Source organism: Catellatospora sp. TT07R-123 (assembly GCF_018327705.1).
Taxonomy (GTDB): domain Bacteria; phylum Actinomycetota; class Actinomycetes; order Mycobacteriales; family Micromonosporaceae; genus Catellatospora.
Genome location: NZ_BNEM01000002.1, coordinates 3,758,887 through 3,777,440 on the forward strand (window position 1 = coordinate 3,758,887; position 18,554 = coordinate 3,777,440).

18 protein-coding genes and 1 tRNA gene are annotated in these 18,554 nt (G+C 71.8%); 8 read left to right on the top strand and 11 right to left on the bottom strand.

The window, feature by feature from the left end; translation table 11 throughout:
* Positions 1 to 11: 11 nt before the first annotated feature.
* From thrC to argS, 4 genes are all read right to left on the bottom strand, one after another.
* Positions 12 to 1,061 (bottom strand): threonine synthase, encoded by a 1,050-nt coding sequence (gene thrC, locus Cs7R123_RS36585; RefSeq protein WP_212834960.1) that lies wholly within the window; start codon positions 1,059 to 1,061, stop codon positions 12 to 14.
* A gap of 165 nt (positions 1,062 to 1,226) precedes the next feature.
* Entirely contained in the window at positions 1,227 to 2,513 is a 1,287-nt protein-coding gene (locus tag Cs7R123_RS36590) for a homoserine dehydrogenase (RefSeq protein ID WP_212833452.1), read from the bottom strand.
* 39 nt (positions 2,514 to 2,552) lie between these two features.
* Complete coding sequence (lysA, locus tag Cs7R123_RS36595) at positions 2,553 to 3,938, bottom strand: diaminopimelate decarboxylase (protein WP_212833454.1); 1,386 nt, start codon at positions 3,936 to 3,938, stop codon at positions 2,553 to 2,555.
* A 10-nt stretch (positions 3,939 to 3,948) separates the two neighbouring features.
* Positions 3,949 to 5,595 carry an arginine--tRNA ligase gene (argS, locus tag Cs7R123_RS36600; protein ID WP_212833457.1) on the bottom strand — a complete coding sequence of 549 codons (1,647 nt, stop codon included), beginning with the start codon at positions 5,593 to 5,595 and terminating at the stop codon, positions 3,949 to 3,951.
* Positions 5,596 to 5,681: 86 nt separating this feature from the next.
* On the opposite strand from argS, the gene Cs7R123_RS36605 reads away from it, so the two are divergent.
* The 3 genes from Cs7R123_RS36605 to Cs7R123_RS36615 all read left to right on the top strand — a co-directional run bounded on the left by Cs7R123_RS36605 (position 5,682) and on the right by Cs7R123_RS36615 (position 7,439).
* Complete coding sequence (locus tag Cs7R123_RS36605; RefSeq protein WP_212833459.1) at positions 5,682 to 6,470, top strand: DUF3105 domain-containing protein; 789 nt, start codon at positions 5,682 to 5,684, stop codon at positions 6,468 to 6,470.
* Positions 6,471 to 6,472: 2 nt separating this feature from the next.
* Entirely contained in the window at positions 6,473 to 7,099 is a 627-nt protein-coding gene (locus Cs7R123_RS36610) for a DUF305 domain-containing protein (protein ID WP_212833461.1), read from the top strand.
* 265 nt (positions 7,100 to 7,364) lie between these two features.
* A tRNA-Arg gene (locus tag Cs7R123_RS36615) sits at positions 7,365 to 7,439 on the top strand.
* A 204-nt stretch (positions 7,440 to 7,643) separates the two neighbouring features.
* On the opposite strand, the gene Cs7R123_RS36620 is transcribed toward Cs7R123_RS36615, so the two are convergent.
* The 3 genes from Cs7R123_RS36620 to Cs7R123_RS36630 form a co-directional block, all read right to left on the bottom strand.
* On the bottom strand, positions 7,644 to 7,970 hold the full coding sequence (locus tag Cs7R123_RS36620) for a hypothetical protein (RefSeq protein WP_212833463.1): 327 nt from the start codon (positions 7,968 to 7,970) through the stop codon (positions 7,644 to 7,646).
* A 284-nt stretch (positions 7,971 to 8,254) separates the two neighbouring features.
* The gene (locus Cs7R123_RS36625) at positions 8,255 to 9,607 is read right to left on the bottom strand and encodes an acyltransferase (protein ID WP_212833465.1); all 1,353 of its coding nucleotides are present in this window, start codon (positions 9,605 to 9,607) and stop codon (positions 8,255 to 8,257) included.
* A gap of 152 nt (positions 9,608 to 9,759) precedes the next feature.
* Complete coding sequence (locus Cs7R123_RS36630; RefSeq protein ID WP_212833467.1) at positions 9,760 to 10,098, bottom strand: hypothetical protein; 339 nt, start codon at positions 10,096 to 10,098, stop codon at positions 9,760 to 9,762.
* A gap of 85 nt (positions 10,099 to 10,183) precedes the next feature.
* Here Cs7R123_RS36630 and Cs7R123_RS36635 point away from each other — a divergent pair, with 85 nt between their 5' ends.
* Both Cs7R123_RS36635 and Cs7R123_RS36640 read left to right on the top strand, forming a co-directional pair.
* Positions 10,184 to 10,948: a PH domain-containing protein gene (locus tag Cs7R123_RS36635; protein ID WP_212833469.1), complete on the top strand. Its 765-nt coding sequence runs from the start codon at positions 10,184 to 10,186 to the stop codon at positions 10,946 to 10,948.
* A 116-nt stretch (positions 10,949 to 11,064) separates the two neighbouring features.
* Positions 11,065 to 11,613, top strand: a complete 549-nt coding sequence (locus Cs7R123_RS36640; protein WP_212833471.1) for a hypothetical protein — start codon at positions 11,065 to 11,067, stop codon at positions 11,611 to 11,613.
* A 7-nt stretch (positions 11,614 to 11,620) separates the two neighbouring features.
* On the opposite strand, the gene Cs7R123_RS36645 is transcribed toward Cs7R123_RS36640, so the two are convergent.
* The 3 genes from Cs7R123_RS36645 to Cs7R123_RS36655 form a co-directional block, all read right to left on the bottom strand.
* Positions 11,621 to 12,052: a VOC family protein gene (locus Cs7R123_RS36645; protein WP_212833473.1), complete on the bottom strand. Its 432-nt coding sequence runs from the start codon at positions 12,050 to 12,052 to the stop codon at positions 11,621 to 11,623.
* A gap of 28 nt (positions 12,053 to 12,080) precedes the next feature.
* Positions 12,081 to 12,431 (bottom strand): helix-turn-helix transcriptional regulator, encoded by a 351-nt coding sequence (locus tag Cs7R123_RS36650; RefSeq protein ID WP_212834961.1) that lies wholly within the window; start codon positions 12,429 to 12,431, stop codon positions 12,081 to 12,083.
* Positions 12,432 to 12,520: 89 nt separating this feature from the next.
* Positions 12,521 to 12,880, bottom strand: coding sequence for a hypothetical protein (locus tag Cs7R123_RS36655; protein WP_212833475.1), 360 nt, complete (start codon positions 12,878 to 12,880; stop codon positions 12,521 to 12,523).
* Positions 12,881 to 13,032: 152 nt separating this feature from the next.
* On the opposite strand from Cs7R123_RS36655, the gene Cs7R123_RS36660 reads away from it, so the two are divergent.
* A complete protein-coding gene (locus Cs7R123_RS36660; RefSeq protein ID WP_212833477.1) occupies positions 13,033 to 14,256 on the top strand; it encodes a CDP-glycerol glycerophosphotransferase family protein in 1,224 nt (407 codons plus the stop codon).
* A 14-nt stretch (positions 14,257 to 14,270) separates the two neighbouring features.
* On the opposite strand, the gene Cs7R123_RS36665 is transcribed toward Cs7R123_RS36660, so the two are convergent.
* Complete coding sequence (locus Cs7R123_RS36665) at positions 14,271 to 15,338, bottom strand: hypothetical protein (protein WP_212833479.1); 1,068 nt, start codon at positions 15,336 to 15,338, stop codon at positions 14,271 to 14,273.
* Positions 15,339 to 15,560: 222 nt separating this feature from the next.
* On the opposite strand from Cs7R123_RS36665, the gene Cs7R123_RS36670 reads away from it, so the two are divergent.
* Complete coding sequence (locus Cs7R123_RS36670) at positions 15,561 to 16,931, top strand: sigma-70 family RNA polymerase sigma factor (protein ID WP_212833481.1); 1,371 nt, start codon at positions 15,561 to 15,563, stop codon at positions 16,929 to 16,931.
* Positions 16,932 to 17,047: 116 nt separating this feature from the next.
* Positions 17,048 to 18,481, top strand: coding sequence for a glycoside hydrolase family 76 protein (locus tag Cs7R123_RS36675; RefSeq protein WP_212833482.1), 1,434 nt, complete (start codon positions 17,048 to 17,050; stop codon positions 18,479 to 18,481).
* The last annotated feature ends 73 nt before the right edge of the window (positions 18,482 to 18,554 follow it).

The following is an 18,554-nucleotide window of genomic DNA, read 5'->3' on the forward strand; positions in this document are numbered from 1 at the left end:
CGTGGTGCGGCTCAGGCGAGGTTGAGTTCGCGGGCGGCGGCCAGCGGGTCGTTGCCGATGGTGGTCGGCGCCGGAGCCGTCGAGATGGCCCACTCGGGGTCCTTGAGGCCGTGGCCGGTGACGGTGCAGACGATCCGCGAGCCGGCCGGGACCTTGCCCGCGGCGGCGCTCTGGAGCAGACCCGCGACGCTGGCCGCCGAGCCGAGCTCGACGAAGACGCCCACCTCGCGGGCGAGCAGCCGGTATGCCGAGAGGATCTCGCGGTCGGTGACCGCCTCGATCAGGCCGTTGGACTGGTCGCGGGCGTCGAGGGCCTTGGTCCACGAGGCCGGGTTGCCGATGCGGATCGCCGTCGCGATCGTGGACGGGTTGGCCACCACGGCGCCGTCGACGATCGGGGCGGAACCGGCAGCCTGGAAGCCGTACATCCGGGGGGTGTGCGTGGCGTTGCCCGCCGTCGCGTCCTCCTGGTAGCCCATCCAGTACGCGCTGATGTTGCCCGCGTTGCCGACCGGCAGGCAGTGGATGTCCGGCGCGTCGCCCAGCGCCTCGACGATCTCGAACGCGGCGGTCTTCTGGCCGTGCAGCCGGTCGATGTTGACCGAGTTGACCAGCGCCACCGGGTAGTCCTGGGCCAGCTTGGCGGCCATGCTCAGGCAGTCGTCGAAGTTGCCGCTGACCTGGAGCAGCTTCGCGCCGTGCACGAGGGCCTGGGCCAGCTTGCCCAGTGCGATCTTGCCCTGCGGCACGAGGACGGCGCAGGTGATGCCCGCGCGCGCGGCGTACGCGGCGGCGCTGGCGGAGGTGTTGCCGGTCGAGGCGCAGATGATCGCCTTCGCGCCCTCCTCGACCGCCTTGGAGACCGCCAGGGTCATGCCGCGGTCCTTGAAGGAGCCGGTCGGGTTGGCGCCCTCGACCTTCAGGTAGACGTCACAGCCGGTGCGGTCGGACAGCACCGGTGCCGGGACCAGGGGCGTGTTGCCCTCGTGCAGCGTGATCACGGGCGTCTTCTCTGACACCGGCAACCGGTCGCGATACTGCTCGATCAATCCACGCCACATGCTGGCCCCCTTACCGACGGTCATCGGCTACCTTGCCCGTTCAACGGCCCACCCACCACCTGGGTTCCACCCAGCGGGACATGAATCCCACCGGCAGGCAGAGCCCGGACAACACCGCCATGGTACGAGCGCCCCCGGCCCCTCTCCCCCGCCGCCCCGTGCGGGTTAGAACTCGACGCGGAGGAGGCTGGCTACGGCGCGGACGAAGTCGAGGGTGCGCAGTTCGGAGACGGTGGCCGAGAGGGCGGCGTCGGGGGCCGAGTGGGTGACGATGACCAGGATGGCCTCGTCGCCCCGGCCGGACTGGTTGACCGTGGCGATGGAGACGCCGTGCTTGGCGAAGACCCCGGCGACGGCGGCGAGCACACCCGCGCGGTCCTCGACGTCCAGCGACACGTGGTAGCGGGTGCGCACCTCGCCCATCGGGCGCACCGGCAGGTCGGCGTAGGCGGACTCGCTCGCGGCGCGTACGCCCGCGAGGCGGTTGCGGCCCACCGCGACCAGGTCGCCCAGCACCGCGCTGGCGGTCGGGGCGCCACCGGCGCCGCGGCCGTAGAACATCAGCTGCCCGGCCGCGTCGGCCTCGACGAAGACCGCGTTGAACGACTCGTTGACCCCGGCCAGCGGGTGGGTCCGCGGGATCATCGCCGGGTGCACGCGCACGCTGACGCCGCCGTCGACGGTGCGGGTGGCGATGCACAGCAGCTTGATCACGCAGCCCATGGCCTTGGCGCTGGCCACGTCGGCCGCGCTGACCTCGGTGATGCCCTCGCGGTAGACGTCGGCGGCGCGCACCCGGGTGTGGAACGCGAGGCTGGCCAGGATCGCCGCCTTGGCGGCGGCGTCGAAGCCCTCGACGTCGGCGGTCGGGTCGGCCTCGGCATACCCGAGGGCGGTGGCCTCTTCGAGGGCCTCGTTGAACCCGGCGCCGGTGCTGTCCATCGCGGACAGGATGAAGTTGGTGGTGCCGTTGACGATGCCGGTGACCTGCATGATGCGGTCGCCGTGCAGCGACTCGCGCAGCGGGCGCAGCAGCGGGATGGCCCCGGCGACGGCAGCCTCGTAGTACAGGTCGGCGCCGCCCTCGGCGGCGGCGTCGTGCAGGCTGCCGCCGTCCTCGGCCAGCAGGGCCTTGTTGCCGGTGATGACGCTCTTGCCGGCGCGCAGCGCCTCGACCAGCCAGGTGCGCGCGGGCTCGATGCCGCCGACGACCTCGATCACCACGTCGACGTCGTCGCGCTTGACCAGGCCCAGCGCGTCCGTGGTGAACAGGCTCGGGTCGACCGGCAGCCCGGCCCGGTCGCGCCCGCCCCGGCGCACGGCGATGCCGACCAGCTCGATCGGCGCGCCGATGCGCGCCGTCAGGTCGGCGGCCTGCTCGTGCAGCAGCCTCACGACCTCCGAGCCGACCGCGCCACACCCCAGCAGCGCCACCTTGAGCGAGTCAGCCACTTCGTCTCCCCGATGCGATCCGGCAGGGGGCGGCGCCCCCTAGCCCACGTCCAACGCCAGGAGATCGTCCTCGGTCTCCCGGCGCACGATCACCCGTGCCTGCCCGTCCCGTACGGCCACCACCGGCGGCCGCGGGACGTGGTTGTAGTTGCTCGCCATGCTCCGGCAGTAGGCACCGGTCCCCGGCACCGCAATAAGATCTCCGGGCTTCACGTCGGCGGGCAGGAATTCATCCTTCACCACCACGTCCCCGGCTTCACAATGTTTTCCCACCACGCGGGCGAGAATCGGCTCCGCCTGTGACGAGCGTGACGCGAGCGTCGCGCTGTACGACGCGTCGTACAGCGCGGCGCGGATGTTGTCGCTCATGCCGCCGTCCACGCTCACGTAGGTGCGCAGCCCGTCGAGCGGCTTGACCGTGCCCACCTCGTACAGGGTGAAGGTGGACGGGCCGACGATGGCGCGGCCCGGCTCGATGGACAGGTGCGGCTGGGCGATGCCCAGGCCCCGGCACTCGCCCTCGACGATCTTGAACATGCGCTGGGCCAGGTCGGCCGCCGGCTGCGGGTCGTCCTGGCTGGTGTACGCGATGCCGAAGCCGCCGCCGAGGTCCAGCTCGGGCAGCTCGGCGCCCAGCTCCTCCAGGATGCGCTGCTGGAGCGACAGCACCCGGCGCGCGCTGACCTCGAACCCGGAGGTGTCGAAGATCTGCGAGCCGATGTGCGAGTGCAGCCCGCGCAGCTCCAGCACGTCGTCGGCCAGGATGCGCCGGGCCGCCTCGAACGCCCGGCCGCCGGCCAGCGAGAAGCCGAACTTCTGGTCCTCGTGCGCGGTCGCGATGAACTCGTGCGTGTGCGCCTCGACGCCGACCGTCACCCGGATCATCACCGCGGGGCGTACGCCGAACTCGCGCGCCAGCGCGCTCAGCCGGTCGATCTCGTCGAACGAGTCGACCACGATCCGGCCCACCCCGGCGCGCAGCGCCCGGGTCAGCTCGCCGACCGACTTGTTGTTGCCGTGCAGCCCGATCCGCGCCGGGTCCATGCCCGCCGACAGCGCGGTGGCCAGCTCGCCGCCGCTGCACACGTCGAGGCTGAGCCCCTCCTCGACCAGGATGCGCACGACCGCCCGGCACAGGAACGCCTTGCCCGCGTAGTACACCTCGGCCCCGGCGAACGCGTCGCGGAAGGCGCGGCACCGGGCCCGGAAGTCCTCCTCGTCGAGGAGGTACGCCGGGGTGCCGAACTCGGCCGCCAGCTCGGCCACGCTGCGCCCGCCGACGTGCAGCACGCCCGCGTCGTCCTTGCGCGCCGTACGCGGCCACAGCGGCTCCAGCAGCGCGTTGACGTCGACGGGGGTGCGCAGCCAGGTCGGGCCGGTGTGCCCGATCTCTCCGTGCAGGGCACCGGCCTCGTGAGCTCTCATGGTCTGGCCGTCACATCCGTTCGGGGGCGGTCACGCCGAGCAGCCCGAGGCCGTTGGCGATGACGATGCGGGTGGCGTCGTTGAGCCAGAGCCGGGCGACGTTGACAGGCTCGATGGGCGCGTCTCCCATCGGGGTGACGCGGCACTCGTCGTAGAAGCGGTGGAACGCGCGGGCCACGTTCTGTTCGAGGTAGTGCGCGATGCGGTGCGGCTCGCGCAGCTCGGCGGCGGTGGCGACCACACCGGGGAAGTCGCCGAGCGCCTTGACCAGCTCCAGCTCCTTCGGGTGCGACAGCAGCGCCGGGTCGAACTCGGCGGAGTCGCGGGTCAGGCCCGCGTCGGCGGCCTGCCGGGCCACCCCGGCGGTACGCGCGGCGACGTACTGCACGTAGTAGATCGGGTTCTCGTTCGACGCCCGGGTCCACAGGTCCACGTCGATGTCGATCGGCGAGTCGATGCTGAACCGGCCCAGCGCGTACCGCGACGCGTCCACGCCGATCGCCTCGACCAGGTCCTCCATCGTCACGACGGTGCCCGCGCGCTTGCTCATCCGCACCGGGGCGCCGTCGCGGACCAGGTTCACCATCTGGCCGATCAGAATCTCCAGGTTGGTGTCCGGGTCGTCGCCGAAGCAGGCGGACATGGCGCGCATGCGGCCGACGTATCCGTGGTGGTCGGCGCCCAGCATCATCACGACGAGGTCGGCGCCGCGCTCGCGCTTGTCCAGGTAGTAGGCGCAGTCGGCGGCGAAGTAGGTCCAGTCGCCGTCGCTCTTGCGCAGCACCCGGTCCTTGTCGTCGCCGAAGTCGGTGGTGCGCAGCCAGGTCGCGCCGTCGGCGTCGTAGACGTGGCCCTGCTCGCGCAGCCGGGCCAGGGCGAGGTCGAGCTCGCCCTTGTCGTGCAGGTCCTTCTCGTTGAAGTACACGTCGAAGGTGGTGCCGAACTCGGCCAGCGACGACTTGATCTGCGCGAACATCAGCTCGACGCCCTCGACCCGGAACGTCTCGACGTCGTCGGCGCCGGGGTGCGCGGCCGTGATCTGCGCCGCGATCTCGGCGATGTACGCGCCGCCGTACCCGTCCTCCGGGGTCTGCTCGCCCCGCGCCGCGGCCAGCAGCGACCGGGCGAACCGGTCGATCTGCGCACCGGCGTCGTTGAAGTAGTACTCGGTGGTGACCTGGGCGCCCGCCGCCTTCAGCAGCCGCGCGAGCGCGTCGCCGACCGCGGCCCAGCGGACCCCGCCCAGGTGGATCGGGCCGGTCGGGTTCGCCGAGACGAACTCCAGGTTGAGGTTCTGGGCGCTCAGGGCGGTGCCCCGCCCGTACTCGGCACCCAGGGTGACCACCTGCCGGGCCAGCTCGCCCGCTGCCGCGGCGTCGACCCGGATGTTCAGGAAGCCCGGTCCGGCGATCTCCACCGAAGCGATACCTGTGACTTTGCTGAGTTCCTCGGCCAGGGCCGCGGCCAGGTCACGGGGGTTCGCGCCGACTTTCTTGGCGACCCGAAGAGCCAGGTTGGTGGCGTAATCGCCGTGCTCCGGGTTGCGCGGACGCTCCACCGTCGCCGCCGCCGGCAGCGCCGACAGATCGAGACCACGGGCCGTGAAGACGGCCCTGGCGGCGGAGAGAACAGCGTCGGCAAGATTCGCGGGAGTCACCTGGCCATGCTAACCGGGTAGACTTCGGCCCTCTGCGTCCCACCACATGGCGGGCGCGCCCACCCCTCGATGTGACGGACACCACGATGAGCATCAGCACGCAGGGCGGCGAACAGCACCGCCCCAACGTTGTGAAGGTCGGCGGCAAGCCCGGTGCCAAGCCCGGCGAGAAGACCACGGCCGGTGCGAAGACCCCGCCCAGGGGCCCGAAGGGCAAGCCGATCGCGCCCGTCAAGGTCAACCAGGGTCGCAACTGGGGCCCGATCGCCCTGTTCACCTCGGTCGGCCTGCTCGCCGCGGGCATCATCGGCTACGGCGCGTGGCAGGCGTTCAAGCCCCCGTTCGACTGGGAGGGCGCCGCCAAGGCGATCCCCGGCATCGTCGACTACCGCGAGACCAACGCCGCCGACCTGACCCGGCAGCACCAGTACGGCTCGCTGACCTACAAGCAGAGCCCGCCCGTCGGCGGCAACCACAACGAGGTCTGGCAGCAGTGCTCGGGCAACGTCTATGACGCGCCCATCCCGAGCGAGCACGCCGTGCACAGCCTGGAGCACGGCGCCGTGTGGATCGCCTACCGCAGCGACCTGCCCGCCGACCAGGTCGAGAAGCTCAAGGCCAAGATCGCGGGCAAGGACTACACGCTCATGAGCCCGATCGACAAGCTGGACAAGCCGATCTCGCTCCAGGCCTGGGGCTTCCAGCTGAAGGTCGACAACGCCGACGACAAGCGCATCGACGACTTCATCACCGACCTGCGCGTCAACGCCACCGTCGAGCCCGGCGTCGCCTGCTCCGGCGGCAACACCGCCACCGGTGTCACTCCGCTGACCCAGGAGCAGGTCCAGGCGATGTCCAGCGGGCAGGGCAGCTGAGCATGGTCGAGGAGACGACCAGCCCCGGCCGCTGGCGCAGGATCGGCCTCGCCGGGCTGGTCGCCCTGCTGCTCGGCCTCGCCATCGGCTTCGTCGGCACCAACCTGGTGCACCGCGCCAGCCTGCCCGCCGACGACTCCGCCGCCGCCGGGTTCGCCCGCGACATGTCCTCCCACCATGCCCAGGCCGTCGCCATGGGCATGATCGCGGCGGACCGGGCGACCTCGCCCGCGGTGCGCTCGCTCGGCGCCGACATCGCGCTCACCCAGCAGAGCCAGATCGGCATGATGCGCCAGTGGCTGCGCGACTGGGGCCTCAACGTGAACACCGCCGCCAAGCCCATGGCCTGGATGCCGGACGCCAACGGCGGGGTCGAGGGCAACCTCATGCCCGGCATGGCCACGCCGGAGGAGATGACCGCCCTGGACAAGGCCACCGGGCGTGACGTCGACCGGCTGTTCCTCCAGATGATGATCAAGCATCACCTGGGCGGCGTGCACATGGTCGACGGCGTCCTGGCTGCGACCGACCAGCCGGACGTGGTCTGGCTCGCCGGTTCGATGAAGGCCGGCCAGCAGGGCGAGATCGCCGCCATGCAGCAACTCCAGCAGGTGCTCGGCTTCAGCTGAGCGGTGGTTCGCGCAAGCCCCGCCGGGCCTCGGCCCGGCGGGGCTTCTGCGTGGGTGGGGCGGGCACCGCGGGGCGGGGCGGCGGCGTGGGCGCCGCGGGCGGCGGGGGCGGGGGCGCGATCACTGTTTGCGGTCAGAATCGCGGCTCGTGGCGCACGTCTTGACCGGAAGCGGCGATCAAACGGCGGTGGGCGGGCGCGACACGGGCGGCGGATACCGATTCGGCACCGGGCAGCCGACCCTGCTACTCTTTGTCGGTCGCTGAGCCCCCGTAGCTCAGGGGATAGAGCACCGCCCTCCGGAGGCGGGGGCGCAGGTTCGAATCCTGCCGGGGGCACCACATTCCACCCGCACAAAGAAGCCACTGAACTGGGTAGACCAGATCAGTGGCTTCAGCGTATGTACGGCTGTGTCCGGCTTCGCCGGACCGCCTACGGCCGCCCGTTCCGAGGTTTCCACCTGTGGCCCAGCGCGTCGTAGGCGCCGAAGTCGCGCAGCGCCCTGCCGGGACACCTGGGCGAACCCCGGTAAGGACTCGGTCGCGTCAGTCCCACTGGGCGCCTCCCCTCGCGGCATCGGAGGAACCCTGGTCCGGCGTCCACTGATCACCGGAACCCGCCTGCTGCTGACCACCCGAATCCGGCGTCCACTGGTCGCCAGGATCCGGTTTCGGCTGACCGCCGGAATTCGGCGTCCACTGATCACCGGGATCCGGCTTCGGCTGACCGCCGGAATTCGGCGTCCACTGATCACCGGGATCCGGCTTCGGCTCCGCGGCGACTAGCGCGACGGGGGCTGACTGCGCGGCCGACGCTGGCTGCACGTAGGTGGGTACTCCTGCCAGCAGCGCGCCAAGCAGGGTGGACGTCATCGCCGCGATCCTGAGTCGCCGACCGATGGGTGTGGTTGCTCCAGACATCGAACACCTCCGGATGGAGGATTTGGCCATGAGCGGAGTTTGAGCGCACCGACGATGGTCGATCTAATGAAAGCGGATCGGCCTGGATTCTCGCCGACTCCGGGATCGGACTTGCTGGAGCCGGCACGTGTTCGCCTGCCCCGATTCCATTCGGGACACTGCGGAACCGAGCAATCGAGATCATTATACCGCCGGCCGCAGGATGTTCCGAAGATCGTGCGGCAGTTCTCCGGTCGTCAGCCTGCGAGAACTCTCGCGCGCACGCCCTCGGCTGGCGGGTCGGGCTCGCCGTACTCTGCCGCCACCGGCGCGAGCTGATGCGGCGGTGGGGAGCCGGCCTCCCGGAAGCGGCGGGAGAGCCGCTTGGCCACGGTCTGACCGGGCCGCTCGACGAACCGGTAGGAGAGCCCGGAGACCGCGAGGATGACCGCGACCGTCACCACGAACAGCAGGAGCTGCCGCCACGGGCTCATCCGCCACGTCTGGACCGACGTCATCAGCGCGAAGAGGATGACGTTGTGGAAGAGGTAGGCGGAGTAGCTGACCTGGCCCATCCAGGTCAGCGCCCGAGGGAAGCTCCGATCGCGCAGCGCGAAGAAGACGCCGAAGGTGACGACGACCGCGAGCAGCGTCGTCAGCGAGCCCTCGCGGGCCGCAGCGAGCCGTGACTCGCTCCACGGCTGGTGCGCCAGATGCAGCCACGTCGCACCGACGATCTGCGCCAGGACCACGGCGAGCACCGTGATCGCGTACGACCGGCGGAGCGTGCCCCGGTGGGCGTGGAAGATGACGCCGCCGGCGAACATGACCGCCAGGAAGGTCAGCACGTTCCACGAGGCGACGGCCTGGGTCCTCGGCCAGAGCCGCCCGTTCAGCGCGATGAAGCCGAGCAGTGCGAAGCCACCGAGCGCGGCGAGCACCGCCACCCGCCGACCGCCCCAGACGTAGGCCGCGACGCTTCCGGCCAGCAGCAGGAGCAGCGCGGCCGCCACGAGGATCCGGCTGCTCGGCTCGGTGCCGATCAGGGCGTCCGGCAGCACCCCGCCGCCCAGCAGCGCCACAGCCGCGAGCCCGAGCGCCCACCAGTGCATCCGCCGTTGCAGCCCGACCACGAACAGGGCCGATACCACGAGGTAGAAGACCATCTCGTAGGACAGGGTCCAGTACACGCCCAGGACCGGTGACGCGCCCGTGAACTCGCCGAGCATCGCGGCGTGTGACAGCACCGAGACCGCCGGGTGCCCGACCTCCCAGCCCGCGTACGGCCGGAAGCCGGTCAGCAGCACCGCGACCATCGCCAGGGCGGACACGAGATAGGCGGGATAGAGCCGCAGCACCCGCCCGATCCAGAAGGCGCCCAGGTGGCGGTAGCGCTCCAGCGCCATGGAGATCACGTAGCCGCTCACCAGGAAGAACAGCAGTACGCCGTACCGCCCGAGGTCGATGTGCTCGATCAGCCACGACGGGCGCAGGGCGGGGAAGCCATAGCTGACGAGGTGGAAGACGACTACCGATCCGGCGGCGACGGCACGCAGGGCGTCCATCCATTGCATGCGCTCGATCGGGTGGTGGCTGTGCGGGCGGTACACCGCGCCGATGCTACATATTCCCAGGCCAACTGCGTAATCCAGCACCATCTAGGCGTCTTTGAAAAGCCTTATAGAAGCCATTGAATAAGGATTTCAAGGCCGTTGGGAACACCGATCAGACATACGCTCCGTCGCGGGGCCGCCTCGCGACGTCAGTCGCCCTGGAACCAGATCTCCAGGTCCGGGTGCTCCTGGCACAGCCGGGCCAGCCGCAGCATGGCTTCCACCACGGAGACGTCCCTCGCCGGCACGGCTTCCCGCAGGATCTCCAGTTCGGCGCGCAGCTGGTCCATCTCCGCAGAGGTCAGGATGAGATCGCCGACGGGATCGGCCCGATCGAGCATCGGGGTGCGTCCGGAGTCCCATACCGCGGCCAGGATCCGCTCGACGACGTCGCCGGAGGCGGCGACGAAGTCGACCTCCTTGACCTCGGCGCGCCTGGGGCCGGTGCCCGTACGGGTGCGCCGCGCCAGGATGACGTCGATCCCCACTACTGCTCCCCGTCCGAGGTTCCGGGCCGGCCGCCGGGCGGCCACCGCAGGCAGCCCGTTGCCGGCCTGTGCCATCATGCCCGCCGTGACCTCCACCGACACCCCCGACGAGGCGAACCCCCGGCGCAGCCTGTGGGCGAGGCTCGCCGTCACCGTGTCGCTGGGCGCGGTCCTGGGCGCACTCGCCGGGATCGCCACCGGTGACGGAGCCCTCGATCACGCGGCCGCCGGAGCCGTCACGGGGCTGCTCGTCGGCGTGGTGCGGCACCGGGAGGCGAAGCGGGCCCGGCGCTACCGGGCGTCGTTCGACCCGGCCGACCGGACCCTGCGACCGGGCGCCCTTGCGGCCGCGACCGCGCCGATCGCCGCACGCCGCCACCGGCCGCCGCTGTATCTGCGCTGGCTCGCCGTCGGGGTTGCCGCCGCGTTCGTCGCGATGGCGGTCGTGGCTTCCACCGCGTCCGACGCGACGCTGCGTACCGCGCTCATACTGTGGACGTTCAGCGCCGTGGCGGTGGGATTCGTCTGGGGCGTGCTCGTGCCGTACACCGAGGTCGGCGCCGACGGGCTGGTCGTCCGTACGGCGGCGCGGCGGCACACGGTCGCGTGGGGCGAGCTGACCGAGGTCCGCTGGGAGCGTGAGCCGTGGCGCGACGCGCTGCTGATCTGCACGGCGGACGGCAGGCGGCTGCGGCCTCCGGGCATCGGGGCGGCGCCCGACGGCCAGGGCGAGCAGCGGTTGCTGCGGCTGCGCTCCGACATCGAGCTGGCCTGGTCGGCCGCCGTCCAGCGATCGGCGCAGCTCCGCAGGCTCTGGCACGCCGTCCAGCAGGTCATGGCGTCGCGCTGACCCGCGCCTGAGCGGTCCGGCCCGCGCCCGAGAGCACTGCGCACCGGGCGACCGGGCAACCTGCGGCCGGCCGATATTCGGGTGCGGCTGGTCGCCGGCGCTGCCAGAGTGCGGCCGTGACTTTCACCGACATGGATTACCTGCGCCAGGTCGAGTTCCTGGCGAACCGGCTGGTCGCGACGGCGTACGACGAGGGCTGGGAGGTGCTGGAGCCCTCGGCCGACGCCGGGCCGGTCGCACTCGCGCTGCGGGAGATCGCGATGGTGCTCCAGCACTTCCACTTCGACGGCGACGGATGCCTCGACGACGAGTCGAGGCTGCGTGACGTCGCGGGCGTGCTGGTGCTGCGGCCGGAGGCGATGCCGCCGACCGCGGACTACACGTACGAGCAGGTCTGCGCCGGCCTGTACCTGAAACCGCAGCCCGGCGGCTGGGCGATCTGGAACACCTGGACCCGGTCGCGCAAGCGCTGCGCGCTGGTGCTCAACGATCCGCACACCACCGAGGGCCTCCTGCTCGCCTGGGAGCACGGCCGCGCGATCTGGCCCGCCGAGCCGCTCAAAGGCCAGGTGGCACGGGTCGTCAGCGGCTGGGTGGGGCCGATGGTCTGGCATCCGCACCACGCCGAACGGATCATCCTGGGGCCGGCCGGCAGCGGCGCGTGATCCGGGCTCAGCCGCGGCCCGGCGGGTACTTCGCGGGCTGGTTGATGCGGATCATGTTCCCGGCCGGATCCCGGAAGGCGCAGTCGCGCACGCCGTACGCCTGGTCCATCGGCTCCTGGACCACCTCGGCGCCGGTCGCGCGGATGCGCTCGAACGCGGCGTCGACGTCCTCGGTCATGAAGATCAGCCCACGCAGCAGGCCCTTGGCCAGCAGCTCGGACAGCTTCTGCTTGTCCTCGGGCGAGGTGCCCGGGTACGAGTCGACGGTCTCGATCGTGATCTCCAGCTCGGGCTGCCCCGGCGGCACGACCGTCACCCAGCGCATACCCTCGAACCGCACGTCGTTGCGCACCGCGCAGCCGAGCGCGTCGCGGTAGAAGCCCAGCGCCTTCTCATGGTCGTCGACCAGGATGAAGCAGTGCGAAACCCGGAAGTCCATACGGCTCACGTTATCGGCCGCGGCGGGTTCAGCCGTTGCGGACCGGCCGGGTGTGGACCTTCGTGAAGCAGGCGGGGATGGCGGCGGCCTGCTCGTGCGTACGGCCCCGGTAGGCGCTCGGGGTCTCGCCGACCAGCTCCGTGAAGCGGGAGCTGAACGAGCCGAGCGAGGTGCAGCCGACGGCGAAGCAGACCTCGGTGACGCTGAGGTCGCCCCGGCGCAGCAGCGCCTTGGCGCGCTCGATCCGCCGGGTCATGAGATGGCTGTACGGCGTCTCGCCGAAGGCGGCCCGGAAGCTGCGCTGGAAGTGGCCCGCCGACATGAGCGCCTCCCGCGCCAGCGCGGGCACGTCGAGGGGCTCGGCGAAGTCGCGGTCCATCCGGTCGCGGGCACGGCGCAGCCGTACGAGGTCGTCCCGGTTCACCCGTCCAGCTTGCCACGCGGGGCCGACATGCCCCTGGTCCGCGGCTAGCCGTCGCGCCGCTCGGCCTCGTCGGCGTATCGCGGCTGGGTGCTCCAGGCCGTCTGCTCGGCGTAGGCCCGCGCCTGCGCCTCGGCCTTCTCCTTCGCGCGGGCGACGCCCTGTTCGACGCCGCCGCCCTGCCGCCAGATCTCGTGCTCGCGCATCAGCCAGCCGAAGATCCCGGCGGCACAGGCGAGCAGGAACAGGGCGAACGAGACGACGATCAGCCACTGCACCGCCGGCTGCCACTCGTCGTCGCCGGGGCTGAGGCTGACCTGCACGATCAGGCCGAGTATGCCCGTGCACAGGGCTCCTGCGGCGAGCCCGTGGAGCCTGGCGGTCTGTGTGGGGTGCGGCGGGGTCACGGAGCAGAGGGTGGCACACGGCGCCAAGGCCGGTGCGTCGGGCCGTACCCCCGGCACCGGCCCTTCTCCCTGGCGCCGACGAGCTGATACCTTCTGTTCACTCTGGTGCGATAGGGGTCGGCATGTCGGGGGTCAGTTCGTTGGGTCGCCTGGTGCCGAAGCTGCGCAGCCTGGCCCGGCAGGCGTTCCGTGCCGTGAAGTACCTCTGCTACCGGCTCTTCCTCCTGCTGCCGGTCGACCCGTACCTGGCCGTCTACACGGCGTACTGGGGCCGCGGCTACCGGTGCAACCCGGCCGCGATCTACGAGAAGGCCCGGGACCTCGCGCCGCGCATCCGGGGCGTCTGGGTCGTCACGAAGGAGGGCGCCACGGGCATGCCCGACGGCGTCTCGTACGTCGTGGAGGAGACGCTCCAGTACTTCTGGATCATGGCCCGGGGCGCCTATTTCATCGGCAACGTGAACTTCGCCGACTACGTGGTGAAGCGGCGCGGCAGCGTGCACGTGCAGACCCACCACGGCACCCCGCTCAAGCTCATGGGCATCGACAGCTTCGCCCACGCGGGGCGCCCCGTGGGTCGCGACCACGCGGAGCTGCTCCAGCGGGTCGGCCGGTGGGACTTCAGCATCGCCGCCAACCCGCATTCCACCGAGGCGTGGGGCACCGCCTACCCGGGCGCCTTCGAGTCGCTGGAGTACGGCTACCCGCGCAACGACATCCTGGTCAACGCCGGGCCGGAGCACGGCGCGCGCGTGCGGGCCCTGCTCGGCATCGAGCCCGCCCAGCAGGTCGTCCTCTACACGCCGACCCACCGGGGCGGCACCGCGAACCGGTTCGCGGGCCACCTCGACGTCGCCGCGCTGGCCGAGGCGCTCGGCCCCGGCACGACGATCCTGCTGCGCACCCACTACTTCTACGAGCCGCCCGCGCAGGCGGCGGGCACCGGGTCGGCCCAGGTCGTCGACGTCACCGCGTACCCGGTCGTCGAGGACCTGTACCTGGCGGCGGACGTCCTGATCACCGACTACTCGTCGACGATGTTCGACTACGCGATCCTGGACCGGCCGATCGTCGTCTTCGCGTCCGACTGGGAGCAGTACCGCACCAAGCGCGGCGTCTACTTCGACGTCTTCGAGGACTCCCCCGGTGTCGTCGTGACCACGCAGGAGGAGCTGGTCGAGCGCTTCCGGACGGGCGCCGTCGACGACGCCGCGGCCCGCCGGGCCCGCACCGCCTTCCGCGACCGCTTCTGCGCCCTGGAGGACGGCCGCGCCAGCGAGCGCACCGTACGCCGGGTGCTGCTCGGCGAGCAGACCGCGCCCGCCCCGCAGCCCGTCCCGGCCCCTGCCGTCAGCCCGCTCGCCGCGCTGCGCTGACCCGCGTCTGCCGGTCAGGGCGTGCGCGGGTGGATCTCGTCCTTCGGGTCGGGGTCGATGAAGATGCCCGCCTGGGCGCCGATGAAGTGGTACGAGACCTGCCTCAGCGGCCACAGCACCCAGTTGCGTTCGCCCGTGCCGACCTCGTGCCCGTCCGCGTGGGCGGCGCTGCCCAGCAGCACCCACGGACCGTTCGTGGAGAAGGTCGTCGACGCGTCGCCGGTCGTCTCCGCGAGGTCCATTCCGCTCGGCAGCCCCGCGCGTACGGCGTCGGCGGTCTCGTCGTCGCGGTAGAGCACCGCCCGGAACGTCACCACGGCGTCGCTGTCGTCCGTGGTGAACGCGGCGCGCACGGTCAGGTAGCAGTTCTCCCGGTTCAGCAAGGCGTCGTCGGGCAGTACGCCGTCGCAGCCGCGCTGGTCCGAGGCGCTGGTGCGGGTGAGGGTGTCGCCGTTCATGGTCAGGACCGCCGGGAAGATCTCGTCGGCCCGCACGTAGGTCGGGTAGGTGTTCGCGACGGCCACGGGCAGGGCGGCCACCATCAGCGCGGCTCCCAGGACCCCGGCGATCGCGTTGAAGTTCCGGTTCACCGCCCGAGCCTTGCCCGACACCGCCGCGAGCACGAGCAGGGCCGCGATGACGGCGCCGATGCCGCCCAGGGCCCACATGAAGCCGCTGCCGAACTGGTCGGCGCCGGGGCCGGAGATCATGTCCGACATGCTCCGCCGCCGGCCGGGCAGGAACAGCAACGGCAGCGCCACGGCCGCCACCGCGGCGGCGGCCAGGGCCCGTCGGGCGATCGGCCCGGACCTGGCCCAGCACAGGCCGACCGCGGGCAGCGCCACCGCCGCCAGCGAGACGACCAGCCAGCCGGCCGCGGTCATGCCGACGGTCGAGCAGGCGGTCACGTCGCAGGCGAAGCCGAGCAGTGCCGCTCGGGCGGAGGCGCCGAACAGGACGTAGGCGGCGATGACCCCGGCCACCCCCGCGAACCCGGCCAGCCCCCAGAGCCAGCCGAACCGCTCCGGCGCCCTGCCGCCGACGTGCTCGACAGGGCTGCTGGACTTCCCGGACCCGCTCATGATCGGCACCCTAGCGAACGCACGCACCCTCGCCCACCGCTCGGACCAGCCTGGATTTTCGGGGAAAGTGCCGGAATCGCGGCCAAGATTCCGGCAGTTTCCCCGAAACTGCACACCACCGCGGCGTGGCGCGGGCGCGGTCGACAAAAAGTTGGCGCGGGGGTGTAATGGCGGGCGCTGTGGCGGGACCTACTGGGACCACCGCTCTTCCAGGAGGCTGTCATGCGGTCTGACACATCGCTGGCTCGGGGCGCGCTCGCCGGTGACCGGGACGCGTTCGACCGGCTCTACCGGCAGTATCGGCCGGGGCTGCTCGGGTTCGTGATCCGGCAGGTCGGCGACGTGCACACGGCCGAGGACGTCGTGCAGGAGACGTTCCTGGTGGCCTGGCGGGACCTGGCGAAGCTGCGCGACCCGGCGGCGCTGAAGACGTGGCTGTTCTCGATCGCGTACCGGCGGGCGATGTCGGCGGCGGGCCGGGTGGCTCCGGGGCCGTTGCCGGAGGAGCTGCTCACCGACGACGACCGGGCGCGGCGGCCCGAGCTCGCGGCCGAGCAGCGGGAGGCGTACGAGCTGGTCTGGAACGCCGCGCACGCGCTGGAACCCCGGCAGCGGGCGGTGCTGGAGCTGACGCTGCGCTGGGACCTGTCCAGCCGCGAGGTCGGCGAGGTGCTGGGCGTCGGCTCGGCCCACGCGGCGGTGCTGGTGCACCGCTCCCGCAAGGCGCTGGGCAGCGCCGTGCGCACCATGCTCGTGGCGCGCCAGCACGGGCGCTGCGCGGGGCTGGACGCGATCGCCCCGGGCCACCGGCGGCTGAACGTGCGCGAGCGCGGCCGGGTCGACCGGCACATCGACCAGTGCGAGCACTGCCGTCGGCTGCGTACCAGGGTCAGCGCGTACGCGGTGCTGGGGTTGCTCTTCACCGCGGGCGTGGTCCGGCCCGGCGGCGGCGCCGGGCGCCGGTGGGCGCTGCGGCTGGCGGGCGCGGCCACGGCCGTGTCGGTGCTGGCCGTCGGGGTGTACGTGCTGACCCCGCCCCGCGGCGGCGAGGCGGACGGCGCGACGGCGCTGTCGCCGGGATCGGCGGCCGCGGGCTCAGCCGACCCGGCCGCGACCCTCTCGGCGCCCCCGTCGGCGACCCCGCAGGTCTCGGCCCCGCCCTCGGCCGGCCCGTCGGCGTCGCCGTCGGTGAAGCCGACGCCCCGGGCGCCGCAGACGCTGGAGGAGCAGATCCTGGCGCTGGTCAACGCCGAGCGGAAGAAGGCCGGCTGCGGCGCGGTGCACGCCGACAGCCGCCTGGCGAAGGCCGCCCGGCTGCACAGCGAGGACATGGCGAAACGCGCCTACTTCTCGCACGACACCCCGGAGGGCGTGAGCCCGTGGGACCGCGCCAAGGCGCAGGGGTACACGACGCCGTCGGCGGAGAACATCGCCGCGGGCAACGCCACCGCCAAGGCGACGATGCAGCAGTGGATGAACTCCAAGGGCCACCGCGAGAACATCCTGAACTGCTCGTCCAAGGCGATGGGCGTGGGCCGGGCGACCGGCGGGCCGTACCGCTACTACTGGACCCAGATGTTCGGCTACCGCTGAGCTGAGCGGCCGCCGGTCCAACGCTGGCATATAGAAAGGGTTGTATACGGATTCGGCCGTGGCTAGCGTGGTCGAGAGAGCGCTCTTTCCCTGATCCGTCCCTTCAGGAGAGAGTCATGCGAACACTTCGTGCTGCCCTCGCGGCAGCGTTGACCGCCACGCTGGCGGTCCTCACCGTCCCCGGCCCGGCCTGGGCTGCGACCATCTGCAACCGGTACTGCGACGCCCGCGACCCCGCGCTGTCACCCGGCGACCGGCAGCCGGTGACGGCGGGCGTCTGGGGCCGGTCCATCGTGCTGCACTTCGACGACGCCGACGCCATGGGCTGGGCCAGCATCGGCGGCGGCAACCCGGGCGACCACGTCTGGCTGGACCGCTCCATGGACGGCGGCCGCACCTGGGCCGCCGGCAGCAAGCTCGGCGACACCGCGATCCCCTCGGGCCAGACCGGCTGGCGGACGCTGATGTACAACGTCGACGACTGGGCCAGCCTCGGCGTGGGCGCGCTGCGCGCCTGCGGCAAGGCCGGGGACCGGCCCGAGGTGGCGTGCACGGCCTGGGCCCGCACCACCTGGAACGCGGGCAACCGGGCCACGGCCGCCGCGACCGCGCTGATGCAGTTCTACAACCTCGGCACCGGCCTGTTCGACACCACGGGCTGGTGGAACAGCGCCAACGCGCTGACGGCGGTCATCGACGGCGTCCGGGTGACCGGCATGCCCAGCTACCGCTACGCCATCGCGAACACGTACGACAAGAACCTCGGCAAGTTCCGGGGGAACTTCACCAACGACTACCTCGACGACACCGGGTGGTGGGGTCTGGCCTGGGTGGACGCCTACGACGCGACCGGCGACAGCCGCTACCTCAACACCGCCCGCGCCGACGCCGACTACATGAACTCCTACTGGGACGGCGCCTGCGGCGGCGGAGTGTGGTGGAGCGTGGCGCGCACGTACAAGGCGGCCATCGCCAACAGTCTGTTCCTCCAGCTCAACGCGGCCCTGCACAACCGCATCCCGGGCGACACCGCATACCTGCAACGGGCCCGCAACACGTGGACCTGGATCCAGAACACCGGGCTGGTCAACTCCGCGGGGCTGGTCAACGACGGGATCAACCTGTCGACCTGCCGCAACAACGGGTCGACGGCGTGGTCGTACAACCAGGGGGCCCTGATCGCGGGCCTGACCGAGCTGAACCGGGCCACCGGGGACGCCTCGCTGCTGACCGCCGCGCGCCGCACGGCCGACGCGGCGACCACGTCGTCCGCGCTCAACGTCAACGGCATCCTGCGCGAGCCGTGTGAACCCAACTGCGGCGCCGACGGACCGACGTTCAAGGGGGTGCTCGCCCGGGGCCTGGTCAAGCTCGACCTCGCCCTGTCCGGTCGCCCATACCTGGCCTACCTGCGCCGCAACGCCGACGCGGCGTACGCCGCCGACCGCAACCCGCTCGACGCGTACGGCCTGCGCTGGGCCGGGCCGCTGGACGGCACCGACGCCGCCCGCCAGCAATCCGCCACCGACCTCATGAACGCCGCCTGGTAGCACGGACCCACCGCTGAACCACCACTCAAGTTGCCGGGCGATGGGGCGAATGCGGACCCCGGAGACGCCCGAT

What these genes read in the sequence shown, in the direction of transcription:
- Cs7R123_RS36645 (WP_212833473.1), bottom strand. Translation starts at nt 12,052, where the DNA reads ATGGACTTCCGGGTTTCGCACTGCTTCATCCTGGTCGACGACCATGAG.
- Cs7R123_RS36650 (WP_212834961.1), bottom strand. Translation starts at nt 12,431, where the DNA reads ATGGACCGCGACTTCGCCGAGCCCCTCGACGTGCCCGCGCTGGCGCGG.
- Cs7R123_RS36675 (WP_212833482.1), top strand. Translation starts at nt 17,048, where the DNA reads ATGCGAACACTTCGTGCTGCCCTCGCGGCAGCGTTGACCGCCACGCTG.
- Cs7R123_RS36665 (WP_212833479.1), bottom strand. Translation starts at nt 15,338, where the DNA reads ATGAGCGGGTCCGGGAAGTCCAGCAGCCCTGTCGAGCACGTCGGCGGC.
- thrC (WP_212834960.1), bottom strand. Translation starts at nt 1,061, where the DNA reads ATGTGGCGTGGATTGATCGAGCAGTATCGCGACCGGTTGCCGGTGTCA.
- Cs7R123_RS36605 (WP_212833459.1), top strand. Translation starts at nt 5,682, where the DNA reads ATGAGCATCAGCACGCAGGGCGGCGAACAGCACCGCCCCAACGTTGTG.
- Cs7R123_RS36610 (WP_212833461.1), top strand. Translation starts at nt 6,473, where the DNA reads ATGGTCGAGGAGACGACCAGCCCCGGCCGCTGGCGCAGGATCGGCCTC.
- lysA (WP_212833454.1), bottom strand. Translation starts at nt 3,938, where the DNA reads ATGAGAGCTCACGAGGCCGGTGCCCTGCACGGAGAGATCGGGCACACC.
- Cs7R123_RS36670 (WP_212833481.1), top strand. Translation starts at nt 15,561, where the DNA reads ATGCGGTCTGACACATCGCTGGCTCGGGGCGCGCTCGCCGGTGACCGG.
- Cs7R123_RS36620 (WP_212833463.1), bottom strand. Translation starts at nt 7,970, where the DNA reads ATGACGTCCACCCTGCTTGGCGCGCTGCTGGCAGGAGTACCCACCTAC.